This is a genomic window from Streptomyces clavuligerus (genome assembly GCF_005519465.1).
GTDB lineage: Bacteria > Actinomycetota > Actinomycetes > Streptomycetales > Streptomycetaceae > Streptomyces > Streptomyces clavuligerus.
The window spans coordinates 1,859,825-1,875,947 of the sequence record NZ_CP027858.1 but is presented as its reverse complement, the minus strand read 5'-3'; the positions used below and the strand labels follow the sequence as shown (position 1 = coordinate 1,875,947).

The 16,123-nt window shown below is 71.4% G+C and carries 11 protein-coding genes; 5 read left to right on the top strand and 6 right to left on the bottom strand.

The window, feature by feature from the left end; all coding sequences use genetic code 11:
- Positions 1–729: 729 nt before the first annotated feature.
- The 4 genes from cmcH to CRV15_RS07475 form a co-directional block, all read right to left on the bottom strand.
- Positions 730–2,295: a 3'-hydroxymethylcephem-O-carbamoyltransferase gene (gene cmcH / locus CRV15_RS07490; protein ID WP_003952499.1), complete on the bottom strand. Its 1,566-nt coding sequence runs from the start codon at positions 2,293–2,295 to the stop codon at positions 730–732.
- Positions 2,296–2,370: 75 nt separating this feature from the next.
- Positions 2,371–3,327: a 2OG-Fe(II) oxygenase family protein gene (locus tag CRV15_RS07485; RefSeq protein WP_003952498.1), complete on the bottom strand. Its 957-nt coding sequence runs from the start codon at positions 3,325–3,327 to the stop codon at positions 2,371–2,373.
- A 96-nt stretch (positions 3,328–3,423) separates the two neighbouring features.
- Complete coding sequence (locus CRV15_RS07480; protein ID WP_003952497.1) at positions 3,424–4,356, bottom strand: CmcJ/NvfI family oxidoreductase; 933 nt, start codon at positions 4,354–4,356, stop codon at positions 3,424–3,426.
- 48 nt (positions 4,357–4,404) lie between these two features.
- Positions 4,405–5,115, bottom strand: a complete 711-nt coding sequence (locus CRV15_RS07475) for a CmcI family methyltransferase (protein WP_003952496.1) — start codon at positions 5,113–5,115, stop codon at positions 4,405–4,407.
- A 774-nt stretch (positions 5,116–5,889) separates the two neighbouring features.
- Here CRV15_RS07475 and CRV15_RS07470 point away from each other — a divergent pair.
- The 5 genes from CRV15_RS07470 (at position 5,890) to CRV15_RS07450 (ending at position 13,988) form a co-directional block, all read left to right on the top strand.
- Complete coding sequence (locus CRV15_RS07470; protein ID WP_003952494.1) at positions 5,890–7,086, top strand: aminotransferase class V-fold PLP-dependent enzyme; 1,197 nt, start codon at positions 5,890–5,892, stop codon at positions 7,084–7,086.
- A gap of 78 nt (positions 7,087–7,164) precedes the next feature.
- Positions 7,165–8,100: a 2OG-Fe(II) oxygenase family protein gene (locus CRV15_RS07465; RefSeq protein ID WP_003952493.1), complete on the top strand. Its 936-nt coding sequence runs from the start codon at positions 7,165–7,167 to the stop codon at positions 8,098–8,100.
- 15 nt (positions 8,101–8,115) lie between these two features.
- The gene (gene amaB, locus CRV15_RS07460; RefSeq protein WP_003952492.1) at positions 8,116–9,654 is read left to right on the top strand and encodes an L-piperidine-6-carboxylate dehydrogenase; all 1,539 of its coding nucleotides are present in this window, start codon (positions 8,116–8,118) and stop codon (positions 9,652–9,654) included.
- Between the two features lie 429 nt (positions 9,655–10,083).
- Positions 10,084–11,553: an MFS transporter gene (locus tag CRV15_RS07455; RefSeq protein WP_003952491.1), complete on the top strand. Its 1,470-nt coding sequence runs from the start codon at positions 10,084–10,086 to the stop codon at positions 11,551–11,553.
- 353 nt (positions 11,554–11,906) lie between these two features.
- Positions 11,907–13,988, top strand: a complete 2,082-nt coding sequence (locus CRV15_RS07450) for a serine hydrolase (RefSeq protein WP_003952489.1) — start codon at positions 11,907–11,909, stop codon at positions 13,986–13,988.
- A 36-nt stretch (positions 13,989–14,024) separates the two neighbouring features.
- On the opposite strand, the gene bla is transcribed toward CRV15_RS07450, so the two are convergent.
- Together bla and CRV15_RS07440 are read right to left on the bottom strand one after the other, a co-directional pair.
- Entirely contained in the window at positions 14,025–15,023 is a 999-nt protein-coding gene (bla, locus tag CRV15_RS07445) for a class A beta-lactamase (protein WP_003952487.1), read from the bottom strand.
- Positions 15,024–15,259: 236 nt separating this feature from the next.
- A complete protein-coding gene (locus CRV15_RS07440; RefSeq protein ID WP_003952486.1) occupies positions 15,260–16,054 on the bottom strand; it encodes a hypothetical protein in 795 nt (264 codons plus the stop codon).
- Between the last annotated feature and the right edge of the window lie 69 nt (positions 16,055–16,123).

The window sequence follows — 16,123 nt, the reverse complement described above, 5'->3', positions numbered from 1 at the left end:
CCCGGGGCTTCACGGCGAGTCGGGACGGGTGGGTGGGAAGGCTGTGGGAAGGGACGTCGACGGGGCTGTCGGACTCTCCCCTCCCTACCCCCCGGACCTGGGCGGATCCGATGGGGAAGCGGAAGCCGCGGCCCGCGCCGGGGTGGGGACGGGGGGCTCGGCGGGCGACAGTCCGGAAATCCTCGGCAAACCTCCGGAATGGTGGAATCTGCAATCAGTTGGCCGGATTCCCGGGAAGCCCATAAAAGCTGCCGTCAATCACGCGGAGATACGTGTGTGCGATGCCTTCGGTGACGGGGATGAAATGCCTGGAGCAGGAAGAGAATTGGTCTGGACAAGGGGGCGTTGTCATCTGTGGTTCCCCCGTTCGTTCCCCGTCTGAAGGGCGTTGCTTTCCGGTGTTCTGCGGTGGTGTCCGCCCTTCTTCGCGGAGGGTGCGCACCGATGTCGCCGGTCCGCCGCTTTCCCGTTTTCCCGGTGGCGGAGAAGGGTCTCGGAGGGTTTCCCGGCGCCGGGGATCGGGCGACCGGAAATCGTTCATGTCGTCGGCATATGCGTATCGGTCACCTCTCCCACGTGCATATGTTCGAAACGGGCGGACCCGCGGGCGGGCCGCTCCGGGCGCCCCTCTCCCGTTCGGCCGGGACCCCGGGGTCCGTGCTTCCCTCGGTGCGAGGGAAAAACGTACCCCGGGGTCGGTTTTCCCGGGCGCGGCCCGGGGCGGACGGCTCAGGAACCGGCTATTCGCCGGTACCAGGTGTCCCCGACGACCATGTCCTGAATTTCGCGCCATTCGCAGTAACGAACGAGGTCGGACATCCGGTTGATGAACCCGTCGCCGTTGAAGTTCAGCGAGGTGTTGCACAGGACACCGAGGCCCTGCCCCTGGGCGAACACCGACAGCAGCCGGTGCAGCTCGGGATTGCTCGTCCCGGTGACGGTCTGACAGCGCGCCGAGCCGTCCACATGGGTCACGGCCCGTACCCCGCTCTCCTCCCGGACCCGCCGGAAGTACAGCATGTGCGGGTCCTCGAAGTCCTCGTGGAAGACCTTCCCCAGGTCCTCGACCCGGCAGACCGGGGCGATGGGCCGGTAGTCCTCCCGCATCTTGACGGTGTTGAGCCGGTCGCGGCTGGCCGAGCTGAACGCCTCGGCCAGCAGGGACCGGTTGCCCAGCGCGCGCGGGCCGATCTCCCAGCGGCCCTGCACCCAGGCGACGACCCGCCCGGCCGCGAGCGCCGAGGACAGCGCGGCGTGGTCGAGCGGGACGGATTCCCAGCGGGCCGGGTCGGGCCGGGTGTCGTGGACGAACTCCAGACCGCTGTAGACGTTCCAGTCGATATGGGGGTCGCCCGTGAACGTGGTGAGCGCGTCGATCGCGGTGCCCAGCGCCGAGCCCGAGTCATTGGTGCAGGGCGCCACGAAGACCGAGGAGAAGTGGCCGAGCTGGGCCCACTGGCTGTTCCAGTCGCAGTTCAGCCCGCAGCCGCCGGAGATGTAGAGGGGGGTGCCCTCGGGCAGTTCGCGCCGGGCGACCTCCGCGAAGGTCTCGAAGAGCCGCTCGGTCAGCAACGCGGCGGCGATCTTGCACTCCTCCGACTCGACGCCCGCGTTGTGCAGCACGGAGTCCCGGTACTCGGCCTTCGGCGCCGGATACATGGAGTCCTGCTTCAGGACGCGCTCGACGACATGCCGGATGTCGGGGCTCGCGTCGGCCGAGTCGCCGAACGCCGCCAGGGCCATCAGCTTGCCCGCGTCGTTCAGCCGCGGCTTGCCGCCGGTGTCCGGGAAGGTCGGGTCGGCGAGCCCGAAGAGGAAGGAGTAGCGCGCCCCGGGTCCCGTCATCACCGGAATCGTCCGGATGATCCGGTGCTCGGAGTCGACGAGGTAGAACGCGCCCACGTCCCCCTCCCAGACGAGCACGCTCTTCAGCGGGGCGCCGTCCTTCGGGGCCATGCCCAGCGCCATGTAGATGTGCGAGCGCTCGTGCGTGGAGGTGAAGAACTTCACCTCCTTGCCGAAGAAGCGCGAGGTGGTGACGGTGGGTTCCTGGGTGCCCTCGTATCCGGCGCCCGTGTACACGACACCGCGCGGACGCAGGTCGGCCCAGCCGCCGAGCGCCACGACGTCCGGGATCGCGCCGAGGCGTTCGGCGATGTCGAGGAAGGTCGTCGGCAGCAGCGTCGAGTAGCGCGGCCGGGAGTCCTTCTCCGACTCCAGCGAGTAGAGCAGCCGGCGGTCGTCGATCGCGGCGACCGCTCCGTCATGTCCCGGCTTGAATGCAACGACGAGCATGTCTGTCCTTCCAGCGCCTTCGGCCGCCGTCGGCGGCCGTCCGTGTTCCGATCCCCACCGTGGTGTCAGGACTGCTCATCCGGCCTGCGGCTCGTTCTTCGCGTGCATGGTGACGTAGTTGGTGCCGATCCAGTCGCCGAAGGTGGCCGTCTCCATGTCGAGGTCGACGGCGAGGCCGTAGCTGCGGGCCTTGGCCACCGAGAACGAGAAGTCGGTCGTGGGGCGCAGGAAGAAGACGCTCGACGTGCGGTCGCTGCCCTCGCGCATACCGGCGCCGGGGGACCGGACGTGGTGCCGGGGCGCGGGCAGCGCGCCCTGGGTCGCCAGCGGGGCCATCGCGCCGCACATCACGACGACGGCGTCCTCCACGACGGGCAGGCTCACCAGTTCGCCGCCGATCTCGGCCTGGAGGCTGACGAAGCCGTTGGCGCACGGCGTCTGGTGGATGAAGGTGATGATCGACAGGTCGTAGTGCGGGGCCATCCGGCGCGGCTCGTGCTCGGCGGACCGGTGCTCGGGCACCTCGGGGAAGTACCGCAGCCGCAGCACGGGGTCGGCGTCCAGCAGCTCGTCCAGGCTTCCGACGATCTCCGCGTCATAGCCGCCGCTCGCGGTCAGCACCAGCCGCGCCGTCTCCTGGGCCGCCGCGTAGAGCTTGTCGAAGTACTCCGTCCACACCCGCTCGAACTCCGGCGAGGGGAAGACGTTGCCCGAGATGCCCATGGAGAAGGACATCGAGTAGTCCGTGTAGGAACCGGTCCTGGTCACCTGGGCGGTGCTCTCGGCCTCCAGCGCGGAGTAGCCGCGCCGCATGGTCGGGACGTCCGTGGTCACGGCCGCCTTCTCGGCCTCGGTGCCGTTCGCGAAGAAGTCCATCGCCGTGTCCGTGGCCAGCCGGTGGTCCTTCTCCCCGGCGCCGTACCCGGTGAGGTAGAAGACCCCCATCCCGGTCACGCACTCGCGGAACTTCTCCTGATCGGCGCCTTCCCGCAGTGCGGCGAGGTTGAAGATCGGTACGGGCGTGTCCGCCATGTTCCCCTGCTCCTTCGAAGCTGTCCTGGCGCCCCCGACGGCCCCTCGGCGTCGGCCGTCGGGGGTGTTCTCGGCTGCCGGATCGACGTTCGGTCGTCAGTCGTGAAAGATAAGAGCGCGCATTTCCAGAGAAATGCGCAGATGTCCGGTGGTGGGCCCCTCCTCGTCGAAGAAGGCCGTGTGCGGACTGAGCCCGGCGGTGTCGACGAGGCCGCCGCGCCGCGGCCCTGCTGCCGCCCGCCCGCCGGCGTCCGTGCCGTCGCCGGCGGTGCCGTCGTCCTCGGGGCCGTGGCCCGTGCGGGCCAGACCGAGGCTCGCGCTGTCGTAGCACTTGAAGATCAGCGCCTCGTCGGGCGAGAGCGCCCCCCAGTGGTACCAGCGGTGGCCGGGGTTGTGCCGCACGGAGTAGTTCTCGCGGTCCTTGAGCCAGGCGGGGAAGTCCAGCCGGGTGACCACCAGATCGGCGGCGGGGTCCAGGGACCGGTAGTCGCACAGCGCGAGGGGGAAGTTGCGGACGGGCTCGATCAGCGGGCGCCAGACATTGATGATCTGGAACCGGCTGAAGCGGCGGCCGGGCCCCGCGGTGTCCACGGCCCTGGCCCAGGCGCTCCGCGGGCTCTGGTCGACGTGCACCCGCAGATGCGGCGACTGATGGGCCGGGTCGGCGGGGGCGTCCCCATGTTCCCGCCGCAGGGTGACGTCGAAGAACTCCACCGCGTCGGCACCGGTCAGCCCGGTCAGCAGCTCTTCGGTCTCCCGCTGGTACCGCTCGACGGCCGGCGCCGAGCCCTCCAGCAGGGCCCGCTGGTCCGCCCGGGTGGGCGCGACGGCCATCTCGAAGCCCATCCCGTCGAGGGTCGGGGAGACGGTGCCGTCGCGCACATCGGTGACGGCGGTCCGGTGCGGGACCTTGCGGAAGTTGAAGAGCGCCTCGGGCGGCCGGGAGACGGCGTCGATGCACCAGTCGTCGTCCCGTCCTCCCGGCGTGAGCGGTGCGCTGTAGTACAGGAGACTCGATACGGTCGGCATGGCCACCTCTTCCCTGAGCCGTGGACGGACGCGCCGGGCCTGGGGTGGCTACTGCTTGGCCGCCACTCGGCGGAGGACGCCGCGGTCGAGCTGCGAGCTGGCGTTCGCGTACAGCATGTCCATGGACAGGACGTCGCGGAAGGCGCCGAGGTACTCGGAGAGAAGCTGCGGGGCGTACCGGTACCAGTACGGGATCATGTCCTCGATGATGAAGTAGTCGCCCTCTTCGAGGAGATGGTCGACCGCCCACTTCATGATGTTGAAGGTGTTGGCGTGGGCGTCGTCGATGAAGATCAGCGGGTGGGCCATCTCCCGCAGGTGCTCGAAGGTCGTGAGGTCGGAGCAGTCGCCCTGGTGCAGGGTGATGTTCTCCATGTCGGACGCGGGGATCTGACATCGGGACAGGTCCCGGTCGATGCCGATGACCTGGCAGTCGATCCCCATGATCTTGGTGAGATCGCGGAACCAGGCCAGCGAGCCGCCGTTGTACACACCCAGCTCCACGATGGTGCGCGGGCGCAGCTCCCAGAGCATGTCGTGGTAGACGGCCTGGGTGTCGGGGTCCTTGAGCATCCGCAGCCCGCGCCACTGGTACGGGGAGAAGTCCGAGTAGCCGAGGTCGCGCGGGGCCTCGGCCCAGCGGTCGAGGGGCCAGTCACGCGGCCGGTCCGTCAGGACGGGAGGGTGATAGGCCGGGTCCTCACCCAGACCCCGGAACAGGTTCAGATCCAGGAAGTTCTGACGAGAGTAGTCGTTCATTGCCCTCTTCCTTGAGTGTGCGACGGGCACCGCCGCGCCTGCGGGAGGGGAGCCGCCCCACCGGGCCGCCCCGGCGGGAATGCGGCAGGGTATTCCCGTCCCGAATTACGTGGTGATGACGCGTGATGACCCGGCGGATAATTTTTGCGCCGGGGTGGGGCAGGGCTTGATCAGTGATCGTGCGGCGATCGGACGACCATCGATTGATGGTCCGCCGGCGGTCGATCGGCGGTCGGGCGACAGAGGTATGAACCAGTGTCAGGCGCCGCTCTGGACAGTACACTCCAGGCCGGTGAAGGAACTGTCAAGACCCGGTGATCACGGCCTTTACAAGATGTGGTCCAGGTGCCGCATGCATCACGCAACCATCGATCTCGACCAGAAGTTGAGATCGATGGAAAATGAGTCATGAAATGGCCTAATCTGCACGCCTAGCCCGCTCTGACCTGCTGCTTTAGCAGCTCGGAGACGTGGGCGGCGCCGTTGTGCACCCATGGGTGATAACTCCTGTGGAGCGGGACAAAAGGTCGAAAGATTCAAATGCCGAGCAGCCCGGACGGTTTACTGCATAATGTGGGCTACCTATGCTGGACGACAGGACTCTTGAAGTGCTCTTCGGCTGGTCTTCAGAATCTCTTCGCTATTTTTCCGAAGCGGACAGAAAATCTTCCTGTTCGAGATCGAGTCATGACTGCTACGCTGCATCGGGCCGATCGAATTTCGATGGCTGCACTGAATTGACTGTTCTTCTGGATTTGCGGGAGATGCGTTGACATGGCGGTAGCCGACTGGGAAGAAGCCCGCGGCCGTATGCTGCTCGACCCCACCGTCGTCAACCTCAACACCGGCTCCGGGGGACCGCTGCCGCGCAGCGCCTTCGAGCGGGTCACCGGCTTCCGCGCCCATCTCGCGGCCGAGCCGATGGACTTCCTGCTCCGCGAGGTCCCCGCACTGCTGTGGCAGGCGCGGGAGAGCCTCGCCCGCCTCATCGGCGGGGACCCGCTGCGCCTCGCCCTGGCCACCAACGTCACCGCCGCCGTCAACCTCGTCGCGTCGTCACTGCGCCTCGAAGCGCCCGGCGAGATCCTGCTCAGCGACGACGAGTACACGCCCATGCGCTGGTGCTGGGAGCGGGTCGCCCGGCGGCACGGCCTGGAGCTGAGGACGTTCCGGCTGCCCGAGCTGCCCTCGGACCCGGCCGAGATCACCGCGGCGGCGGTCGCCGCGATGGGACCGCGCACCCGGCTGTTCTTCTTCAGCCATGTCGTCTCCACGACCGGGCTGATCCTGCCCGCCGCCGAACTGTGCGAGGAGGCCCGCGCACGGGGCATCACCACCGTGGTCGACGGCGCCCACGCACCCGGCTTCCTCGACCTCGACCTCTCCCGGATCCCCTGCGACTTCTACGCGGGCAGCGGCCACAAATGGCTGCTCGCCCCCACCGGGGTCGGCTTTCTCCACCTCGCCCCCGGCCGCCTGGAAGAACTGGAGCCCACCCAGGTGAGCTGGGCGTACGAGCCCCCGGAGGGCAGCGGCCCGCCGGCCGCGCGCGACCGCTTCGGCAGCACACCCGGGCTGCGCAGACTCGAATGCGAGGGGACCCGGGACATCTGCCCCTGGCTCGCCACACCGGAGTCGATCGACTTCCAGGCCGAGCTGGGCCCCGGGGCGATCCGCGCCCGCCGCCGCGAGCTGACGGACCACGCGCGCCGCCTGCTCGCCGACCGCCCGGGCCGCACGCTCCTCACCCCCGACTCCCCGGAGCTGTCCGGCGGCATGGTGGCCTACCGGCTGCCCCCGGGAACCGACGCGGCCGAGCTGCGCCGGGGGCTCTGGGAGCGCTTCCGGATCGAGGCCGCGGTGGCCGAGCAGCCGCCCGGGCCGGTGCTCCGGATCTCGGCGAACTTCTACACCACCGAAGAGGAGATCGACCGCCTGGCGGACGCGCTGGACGCGCTGACGGGCGAGTGATCCCCCCGGCTCGCGGACCGCCTCCCCCGCGCTGTTGACCACCCGGTTCACGGATTACGAGAGGATCAGTGAGAGTTGATGGACACGACGGTGCCCACCTTCAGCCTGGCCGAACTCCAGCAGGGCCTGCACCAGGACGAGTTCCGCAGGTGTCTGAGGGACAAGGGCCTCTTCTATCTGACGGACTGCGGTCTGACCGACACCGAGCTGAAGTCGGCCAAGGACATCGTCATCGACTTCTTCGAGCACGGCAGCGAGGCGGAGAAGCGCGCCGTCACCTCGCCCGTCCCCACCATGCGCCGCGGCTTCACCGGGCTGGAGTCGGAGAGCACCGCCCAGATCACCAATACCGGCAGCTACTCCGACTACTCGATGTGCTACTCGATGGGCACCGCGGACAACCTCTTCCCGTCCGGTGACTTCGAGCGGATCTGGACCCAGTACTTCGACCGCCAGTACACCGCCTCCCGCGCGGTCGCCCGGGAGGTCCTGCGGGCGACCGGGACCGAGCCCGACGGCGGGGTCGAGGCCTTCCTCGACTGCGAGCCGCTGCTGCGGTTCCGCTACTTCCCGCAGGTCCCCGAGCACCGCAGCGCCGAGGAGCAGCCCCTGCGGATGGCGCCGCACTACGACCTGTCGATGGTCACCCTCATCCAGCAGACACCCTGCGCCAACGGCTTCGTCAGCCTCCAGGCCGAGGTCGGCGGCGCGTTCACGGACCTGCCCTACCGTCCGGACGCCGTCCTCGTCTTCTGCGGCGCCATCGCGACCCTGGTGACCGGCGGCCAGGTCAAGGCCCCCCGGCACCATGTCGCGGCCCCCCGCAGGGACCAGATAGCGGGCAGCAGCCGCACCTCCAGTGTGTTCTTCCTCCGTCCCAACGCGGACTTCACCTTCTCCGTCCCGCTGGCGCGCGAGTGCGGCTTCGATGTCAGCCTGGACGGCGAGACCGCCACGTTCCAGGATTGGATCGGGGGCAACTACGTGAACATCCGCCGCACATCCAAGGCATAGAGAGCACACACCGTCATGGTCACAGCAGCAATCAGTGGTACCGACGAGATACGCGCGAGGGCGGAGCAGGCCCTGACCCGGTGCGGAGTCGACCTCACCGCGGTCAAGGGCGACGCCCTCACGGCCCGCACCCCGCTCACCGGCGCGGATCTGTTCGGCCTGCGCGCCCACACCCCCGAGGACGTGGACCGCGCCGTCGAGGCCGCGCACACCGCGTTCCTCACCTGGCGCACCACCCCGGCCCCGGTGCGCGGCGCCCTGGTCAAGCGGTTCGGGGAACTGCTCACCGAGCACAAACAGGACCTCGCCGACCTGGTCACCATCGAGGCGGGGAAGATCCGCTCCGAGGCGCTCGGCGAAGTCCAGGAGATGATCGACATCTGCGACTTCGCGGTGGGCCTGTCCCGGCAGCTCTACGGCCGGACGATGCCCTCCGAGCGCCCCGGCCACCGGCTGATGGAGACCTGGCACCCGCTGGGCGTGGTCGGTGTGATCAGCGCCTTCAACTTCCCGGTCGCCGTCTGGGCGTGGAACGCGGCCGTGGCCCTGGTCTGCGGTGACACCGTGGTCTGGAAGCCGTCCGAGCTGACCCCGCTGACCGCGCTGGCGTGCGCCGCCCTGCTGGACCTCGCCATCGCCGACGCCGGGGCGCCGAAGGGCCTCAACCAGGTCGTCGTCGGCGCGGCCGACGTGGGCGAGCGGCTGGTTGACTCCCCCCGGGTGCCGCTGGTCAGCGCCACCGGATCGACCCGTATGGGCCGCGCCGTGGGCCCCCGGGTGGCCGCCAGGTTCGGCCGCACCATCCTGGAGCTGGGCGGCAACAACGCCGCCGTCGTGACGCCGTCCGCCGATCTCGACCTCACCGTCAACGCGGCCGTCTTCGCCGCCGCGGGCACGGCGGGCCAGCGCTGCACCACGCTCCGTCGGCTGATCGTGCACGAGGACATCGCCGACACCGTCGTCGAGCGGCTCACCGCCGCCTTCGAGCGGCTGCCGATCGGCGACCCGTTCCAGGACACCACCCTGGTCGGACCGCTGGTGAACGAGGCCGCCTTCGGCCGGATGCGGGAGGCGGTCGAGCGCGCGACCGCCGAGGGCGGCACCCTGTGCGCGGGCGGTGAGCGGCAGTTCCCCGACGCGGCGCCCGGCGCCTACTACGTACGGCCCGCGCTGGTCCGGATGCCCGCGCAGACCGCCGTGGTCCGCGAGGAGACCTTCGCGCCCATCCTGTACGTCCTCACCTACCGGGACCTGGACGAGGCCATCCGGCTGAACAACGAGGTCCCGCAGGGCCTGTCGGCAGGGATCTTCACCGCCGACCAGAGCGAGGCCGAGCGCTTCCTCGCCCCCGACGGCGCGGACTGCGGCATCGCCAACGTCAACATCGGCACCTCGGGCGCGGAGATCGGCGGCGCGTTCGGCGGCGAGAAGGAGACCGGCGGCGGCCGCGAGTCCGGCTCCGACGCCTGGCGGGCGTACATGCGCCGGGCGACCAACACGGTGAACTACTCCGGGCGGGTGGCACTGGCCCAGGGCGTGGACTTCTCCCAGTAGTCCGCCCCGGCCCGCGGCGCCGGGCGCCGTCCCGTGCGGGAGGGATCCCGCACGGGACGGCGCCCCCGCGGACGACCCCCGGTGCCGCGCCCGCCGCCGCGCCGGGGGAGCGAACTGCCCTGCCGTTCCGGGCCGGTCGGGGACAGGGGCGGGGGCGGGCGGCACGGCCCGCACGCGTCGTACGGGGGGCACATCGCACCGGCTCGTCCGGCACCGGCGCGTCCCGGACCCGGCCGTCCGGGACGTCCTGACTCGTCCCGGCCCGGTCCTCCGGGGGTCCTCAGGGGGCCTACGGGGGGGCATGCCGCACGGATGACGCCGTGGCGCCCCGCACCCAGGGCAGGCGGGGCGCACCCGCGCGTGTCCGCAGCACCCCGCGCCCGCCGGAGCGCGGACCTCATACACGCCACACGGGGGAGAGGCCCAGCCATGCGAGGGAGTTCCGCTGCGAGGACGGCGCTCGCGCTGTCGTGTACGACGCACTTCCTGGTCCTGTTCGACGTCTCGGTGATGACCGTGGCGCTGCCGTCGATCCAGTCCGACCTGGGGTTCACCCCCTCCGGCCTCCAATGGGTCGTCAGCGCCTACACCCTGGCCTTCGCCGGACTGCTGCTGCTCGGCGGACGCCTGGCCGACCTGTACGGACACCGCAGGGTCTTCACGGCGGGCCTCGCCGTCTTCACCGTCGCCAGCCTGCTCGGCGGGCTCGCGACCGACCCGGCGACCCTCATCGCGGCCCGGGCCGCACAGGGCCTCGGCGCCGCCGTCCTCGCCCCCCTGTCGCTGACCATGCTGACGACCAGCTTCCCCGAGGGCCCCAGCCGTACCAGGGCCCTGACCATCTGGACCGCGGTGGCCCTGGCCGGCGGAGCGGCGGGCAATCTGCTCGGCGGGCTGCTGACCGAATATCTCTCCTGGCGCTCGGTGCTGCTGGTCAATGTGCCGGTCGGGATTCCCGCGGCCCTCTTCGGCCTGCGGGTCCTCGCCCGCCGGGGGGCGCCGGAGCGCGCGGTCCGGCTCGACCTGCCGGGCGCGGTCCTGGCCACGGCCGCGCTGACCCTGCTCACCTTCGGGGTCGCCCAGGCCCACACCCACGCCTGGTCCGACCCCCGCACGGCCCTGCCGCTGCTCGGCGGCGGCGCGGCCCTCGTCGCGTTCGCGGTGGTCGAGGCGCGTTTCGCCGCCACGCCCCTGATCCCGCCCCGGCTGTTCCGGCTGCCCGGGATCGGCTGGGGCAATCTGGCGATGCTGCTGGCGGGGGCGAGCCAGGTGCCGCTCTGGTACTTCCTCACCCTGACCATGCAGGACGTCCTGGGCTACAGCGCCGCGCAGACCGGACTCGGCTTCCTGCCGCACGCGGCGGTCATGCTGCTGGTCTCGCTCCGGCTCATACCGTTGCTGATGCGCCGGGTCCAGGCCAGGGTCCTCATCGCCACCGGGGCGATCGTGGAGGCGGGGGGCTTCTGGTGGCAGAGCGCCATCACCCCCGACAGCGGCTACGTCACCGGCATCCTCGGCCCGGCCGTGCTGCTCTCGCTCGGCGGCGGTCTGCTCAGCACCCCGTTGACCAGGACGGTCACCTCCGGCGTCAGCCACGCCGACGCCGGGGCCGCCTCCGGCCTGATGAACACCACCCGGCAGTTCGGCGGCGCGTTCGGCCTCGCCGTCGTTCTCACCCTCACGGCGACCGGGACCACGGGCGCGGCCGGGAGCCCCGCCGCGCTGGCGGAGAGTTACGGGGACGCCTTCCTCTCGATGGCCGTGATCCTGCTCGTCCTCGCCGCGCTCACGCCCCTGCTCCCCGCGCTGCGCGACAGCCGGTCGGGCGCCCGCCCCGGCGCCGGGGCCGGGGAGAACACCGACGGGGCCGACGGCGACACCCGCCCCGCCGTTCGCTGACCGTCCGCCATCCGCCGTCCGCCCACCGCCCGCTGTCCGGCGTCTGCAACCAGGTGCGGCCCGGTGCCGTCTTCCCCCGGGGCGGGAGAGCGGGCCGACAGGCTCCGGCCGCTCGGGAACGGGGTGCCGCAACTCCCCCCGTACCAGCGGAAGGAGGCACCGCCGGTACGGTCCGATCGGCCCGCTCACCCTCGAACACCGATCGGTTACGCTGGTCGCCGCCGCAGAGCGAACGGTGTCCGCACCCCGGGGGGAGCGCGTCCGGGGCCGGGTTTCGGCACGGGGCACGCCCGGACAGACGACACGGCCACGTGGGGCAGAGAGCGACGGCGCGGCGTATGAAGGAGACAGCAATGGCGGGGCGGTCCCCCGACACACTCGACCAGAAGAACGTGCCGACGGGGAACGACGGCGACGAACGCGATCCGCGCCCGGCCGACGAGGGGACGACCTCACCGGCCACCGACGAGGTGCCGCCCCGGAGCGAGGACGCGGACGACGAGACGGGGGCCGACGACGAGACGGTGGACGCCGAGTCCGCCGAGTCCGCCGAGGGCACAGAGGGGTCGGAAAAGGCTGAGGAGGCGGAGACTCCGGCTGACGAGAAGCCGGAGTCCGCCGTTCCCGGGCCCAAGGAGCCGAAGCCGGAGCCGGAGCCGGAGGCCACGGCCGAGCCCGCGAAGCCCGCCGAGTCCTCGGAGACCACGCGGGTGATCGCGCTGCCGCGCACGGGCACGGACCGCACGGGCACGGACGGGAAGGACGCGGACCCGACCTCGGACGCTCCCGTTCCGGACGACGCCACCCGCAGTCTGCGCAAGCCGCGCCCGTCCTGGGCCGTGGACCCGGACGCGCCCGCGAAGCCCGTGCCCACGCCGCGGGAGCAGACACCGGAGCAGGCACAGAAGCAGGCACAGAAGCAGGCACAGAAGCAGGCCCCGGAGCGGGACAGGACACCGGAGCGGGACAAGGCCCCGAAGCCGAAGCCCGTACCGGAGCCGAAGCCTGCCCGGACACCCGCCGCCGCGTCGGCGCCGGACGCGGCCTCGGACGCGGCACTGGTCCAGCGGCAGCGGCAGGAGCAGACCCGGAAGCGGGAGCAGGAACGGGAGGACGCCCGCGCGCGGCTCGATCTGCTCGCCCGGCTCTCCGTCCCCGCCGGGTCGTCCGCCGCCCCCCGCTCCCGTGGCCGCGCCCGCCTGGCCATGATCGCGATCCCGCTGGCGGCGCTGCTGCTCGTCATCGCCTTCGTCGCCGTCCAACTCCTGCGCCCGCTCCCGGACCCGGTCCTCACCCTGCGCGACAGCGCCTCGTCCACCACGCTCGGCGGGGACCGGATCTCCATACCCTGGCCCAAGGAGGGACAGGGCGCGGTCACCGTCGCGGGCTCCGGCGTCTACGAGACCTTCGGCCCGGAGAAGTCCGTACCGACGGCGAGCACCGCCAAGATCATGACGGCCTATGTGCTGCTGCGGAAGCACCCCCTCAAGCGGGGCGAACCCGGGCCGACCATCACGGTCGACGCGCAGACCGTGGCGGAGGGCAAGGCCAAGGACGAGTCCCGGATCGAGGGACTCACGGAGGGTCAGACCTTCAGCCAGCAGGACATGCTGAAGATGCTGATGATCCCGTCCGGCAACAACATAGGGCGGCTGCTGGCCCGCTGGTCCACCAAGACGGACGATCAGACGGCGTTCGTCCGGGAGATGAACGAGGCCGCGAAGGACCTCGGCATGAAGAACACCGTCTACACCGACCCCAGCGGCCTGGACAAGGGGACGGTCAGCACCGCCGTCGACCAGCTCAAGCTGGCCGAGGCGGTCATGGAGTACGACGTCTTCCGCGATGTCGTCGCCCTGCCGAACGCCGAGATCCCCGGCCACGGCCGGATCTACAACAACAACGACCGGCTGATACTGGCCGGTCTGGGGATCGTGGGCATCAAGACCGGCTCCAACACCCCCGCGGGCGGCACGCTGTCCTGGGCCGCGTACAAGACGTTCGACGGCGAGGACCGGCTGATCCTGGGCACGATGATGGCCCAGCACGCCCCGGGGCCCGACATCAACGGCGGCGACAGCCTGGTGCTGGTGCAGGACAACAGCAGGAAGGTCGTCGCCTCGGTGCGCGAGATGCTGACCTCCGCGAACGTGGTGAAGAAGGGCGAGGTCGTCGGCCATGTCGACGACCGCTTCGGCCGCCGGATCCCGGTGGTGACGACCAAGTCCCTCGATCTGGTCGGCCTGTCCGGTCAGAAGGTGACGCTGACCTACGGCCGCAAGGGCGACGGAGCCCTCTCGCGCACGGCGAGGGCCGGGGCCGTGGTCGGTGAGCTGACGGTGGGGAACGGTCCCGACGCGCACCGGATTCCGCTGGCCCTCAAGGAGGGGCTGACGGAGCCGTCCCTGGGCACCAGGCTGACCCGGCTCGGCTGACCGCCCCTCGGGCCCGGCTCGTCCTGTTCCGTCCCGTCAGGGGCCGGGGTGCCGCGAGGGCGCCCCGGCCCCTGACGCATGGGTCGGCGGGTGCCGGACCAGCCCGGCGACGATCCGCTCCGCGGCCTCGGCGATCAGCCGTTCGCTGGGCGGGGTGCGAAAGCCGGGACGGTCGGACATGACGGCTACTACCAGCGGGGACGACCGGGGCGGCCAGAGCACGGCGATGTCGTTGGCCCTGCCGTAGTTGCCGGTTCCGGTCTTGTCGGCCACCCGCCAGCCGGAGGGGACTCCGGCCCGGATACGGCGGCCTCCGGTGGTGTTCCGCACCAGCCAGTCGGTGAGCAGGGCGCGCCGGTCCGGGGTCAGCGCGTCCCCGAGGACCAGCTTCCGGTAGTCGGACGCGATCGCCCGGGGGGTGGTGGTGTCCCGGGGGTCGTGCGGCGGGTCGTGGTTCAGCTCGGGCTCGTACTGGTCCATCCGGCTGACGGAGTCCCCGAGTCCGCGCAGATAGGCGGTGAGCCGGGAGGGCCCGCCGAGATCGCGCATCAGCAGATTCCCGGCCGTGCCGTCGCTGTGCCGGATGGCGGCGTCACAGAGCTGGCCGACCGTCAGCCCGGTGGCGATGTGGTCCTCGGTGACCGGTGAGATCGAGTCGACGTCGGCCCGGGTCCAGGTGACCCGCCGCTCCAGATGGCGGATCGGATGGTGGTGCAGGACCGCGGCGGCGGCGAGGGCCTTGAACGTGGAGCAGAAGGCGAAGCGCTCGTCGGCGCGGTGGGCGACCTCGGCCCCGGTGCCGGTCTCCAGGGCGTACACCCCCAGCCGGGCCCCGTGCTCCCGCTCCAGCGCGGCCAGGTCCGCCACCCGCGCCCGCCCCTCGGCGCCGGGCGACCCGCGCCCCGCAGCCCGTACCGACGCGGGCGGGGAGCCGGTCCGTTCCCTCGTACCGCACCCGGCGAGCGGCAGCAGCGCCGCTGCCGTCAGCAGCGCCCGGCGGGAGACGGCGGACGGGCGGACAGCCCCCGCCCGCACGGGTCCCTCCGCCCGGACAGGTCCCTCCGGCCGCCGGGACCGCTCGAAGACCATGCGCCGTCACCTGCTCTCACCACCCGGCGCGGAGCCGCGCCGGGCGCTCTGTGATCACGAACGTGGGGCCACGCACGCTACCGGTACGCGCCCGGGTACAGCGGTAACGCCGTGGTGTCGCGACGGCGCGGCGCACGGAGCGGAAGCCGGAGGAGGCCGCTTGCGGGTCTCCCGGCCGTCCGTCACGCCCCCGACGGGGGACCGTTCGGGGTGCGCGGCAGATACGCCGCCGCCGTGCCCGCTCCACAGCCGAGCAGGGTGATCCCCCAGGCGAGGGCTTCCGGCGCCCGCCACTCCCACAGCAGCGCGGATACGGTCTCGACGGCCGCCATGAGCAGCACGGCACCGACCGTGAGCAGGGTCGCGGTGGCCGGGCGGCGGCCGACGGCCCGCAGGATCCAGCCCGCGCCGTACCCGAGGGCGAGGGCGGCCAGGGCGGCGCAGCCGCGTACCACCGGCCCCGAACCGGAGGAGACGAGCTGGACGAGGAACGCGGTGAACGACACCGCTCCCGCGACCGCGGCCGGGACCAGGAGCTTCAGGGAGGCATCCGGCATCCGGTCGAGTCCGGGGCGGCCGTCCTGGGCGACCATCGCGACGACTCCGGCGCCGACGACCATGAGACAGGCGGCGAAGAGCCAGTTGAGGGACCAGAGCCCCGCGAAGCCGTCGGATTCGGGTTCATGCGCCAGGAAGGAGACCAGCAGCAGGGCGGAGGGAACGCCGCCCGCCGCCGCCATGGCGGCGCCCGCGCCACCGCCGAAACGGCCGGTGACCCAGGCGGCGACCGCCAGGACCACCGCGAAGAGCGCGACCCCCCACCAGGTGTACCCGGTGGTCAGGGTGTCCGATCCGGGGGCGACCGGCACCGTGGCTCTCGGGTCCCAGGGCAGCAGTACGAGTCCGGCGACGGCCGAGCACACGGCCGCGGCGAGGGAGAGGGCGATACGGAACGAGGGGTGTGACGTTCTGTTCATGGGGGGCGATCCTCAGGCGGGGTCGGGTGTGGCCGGTCAGGGGAGTGTTCCTCTCGGTCCACCCCCCTG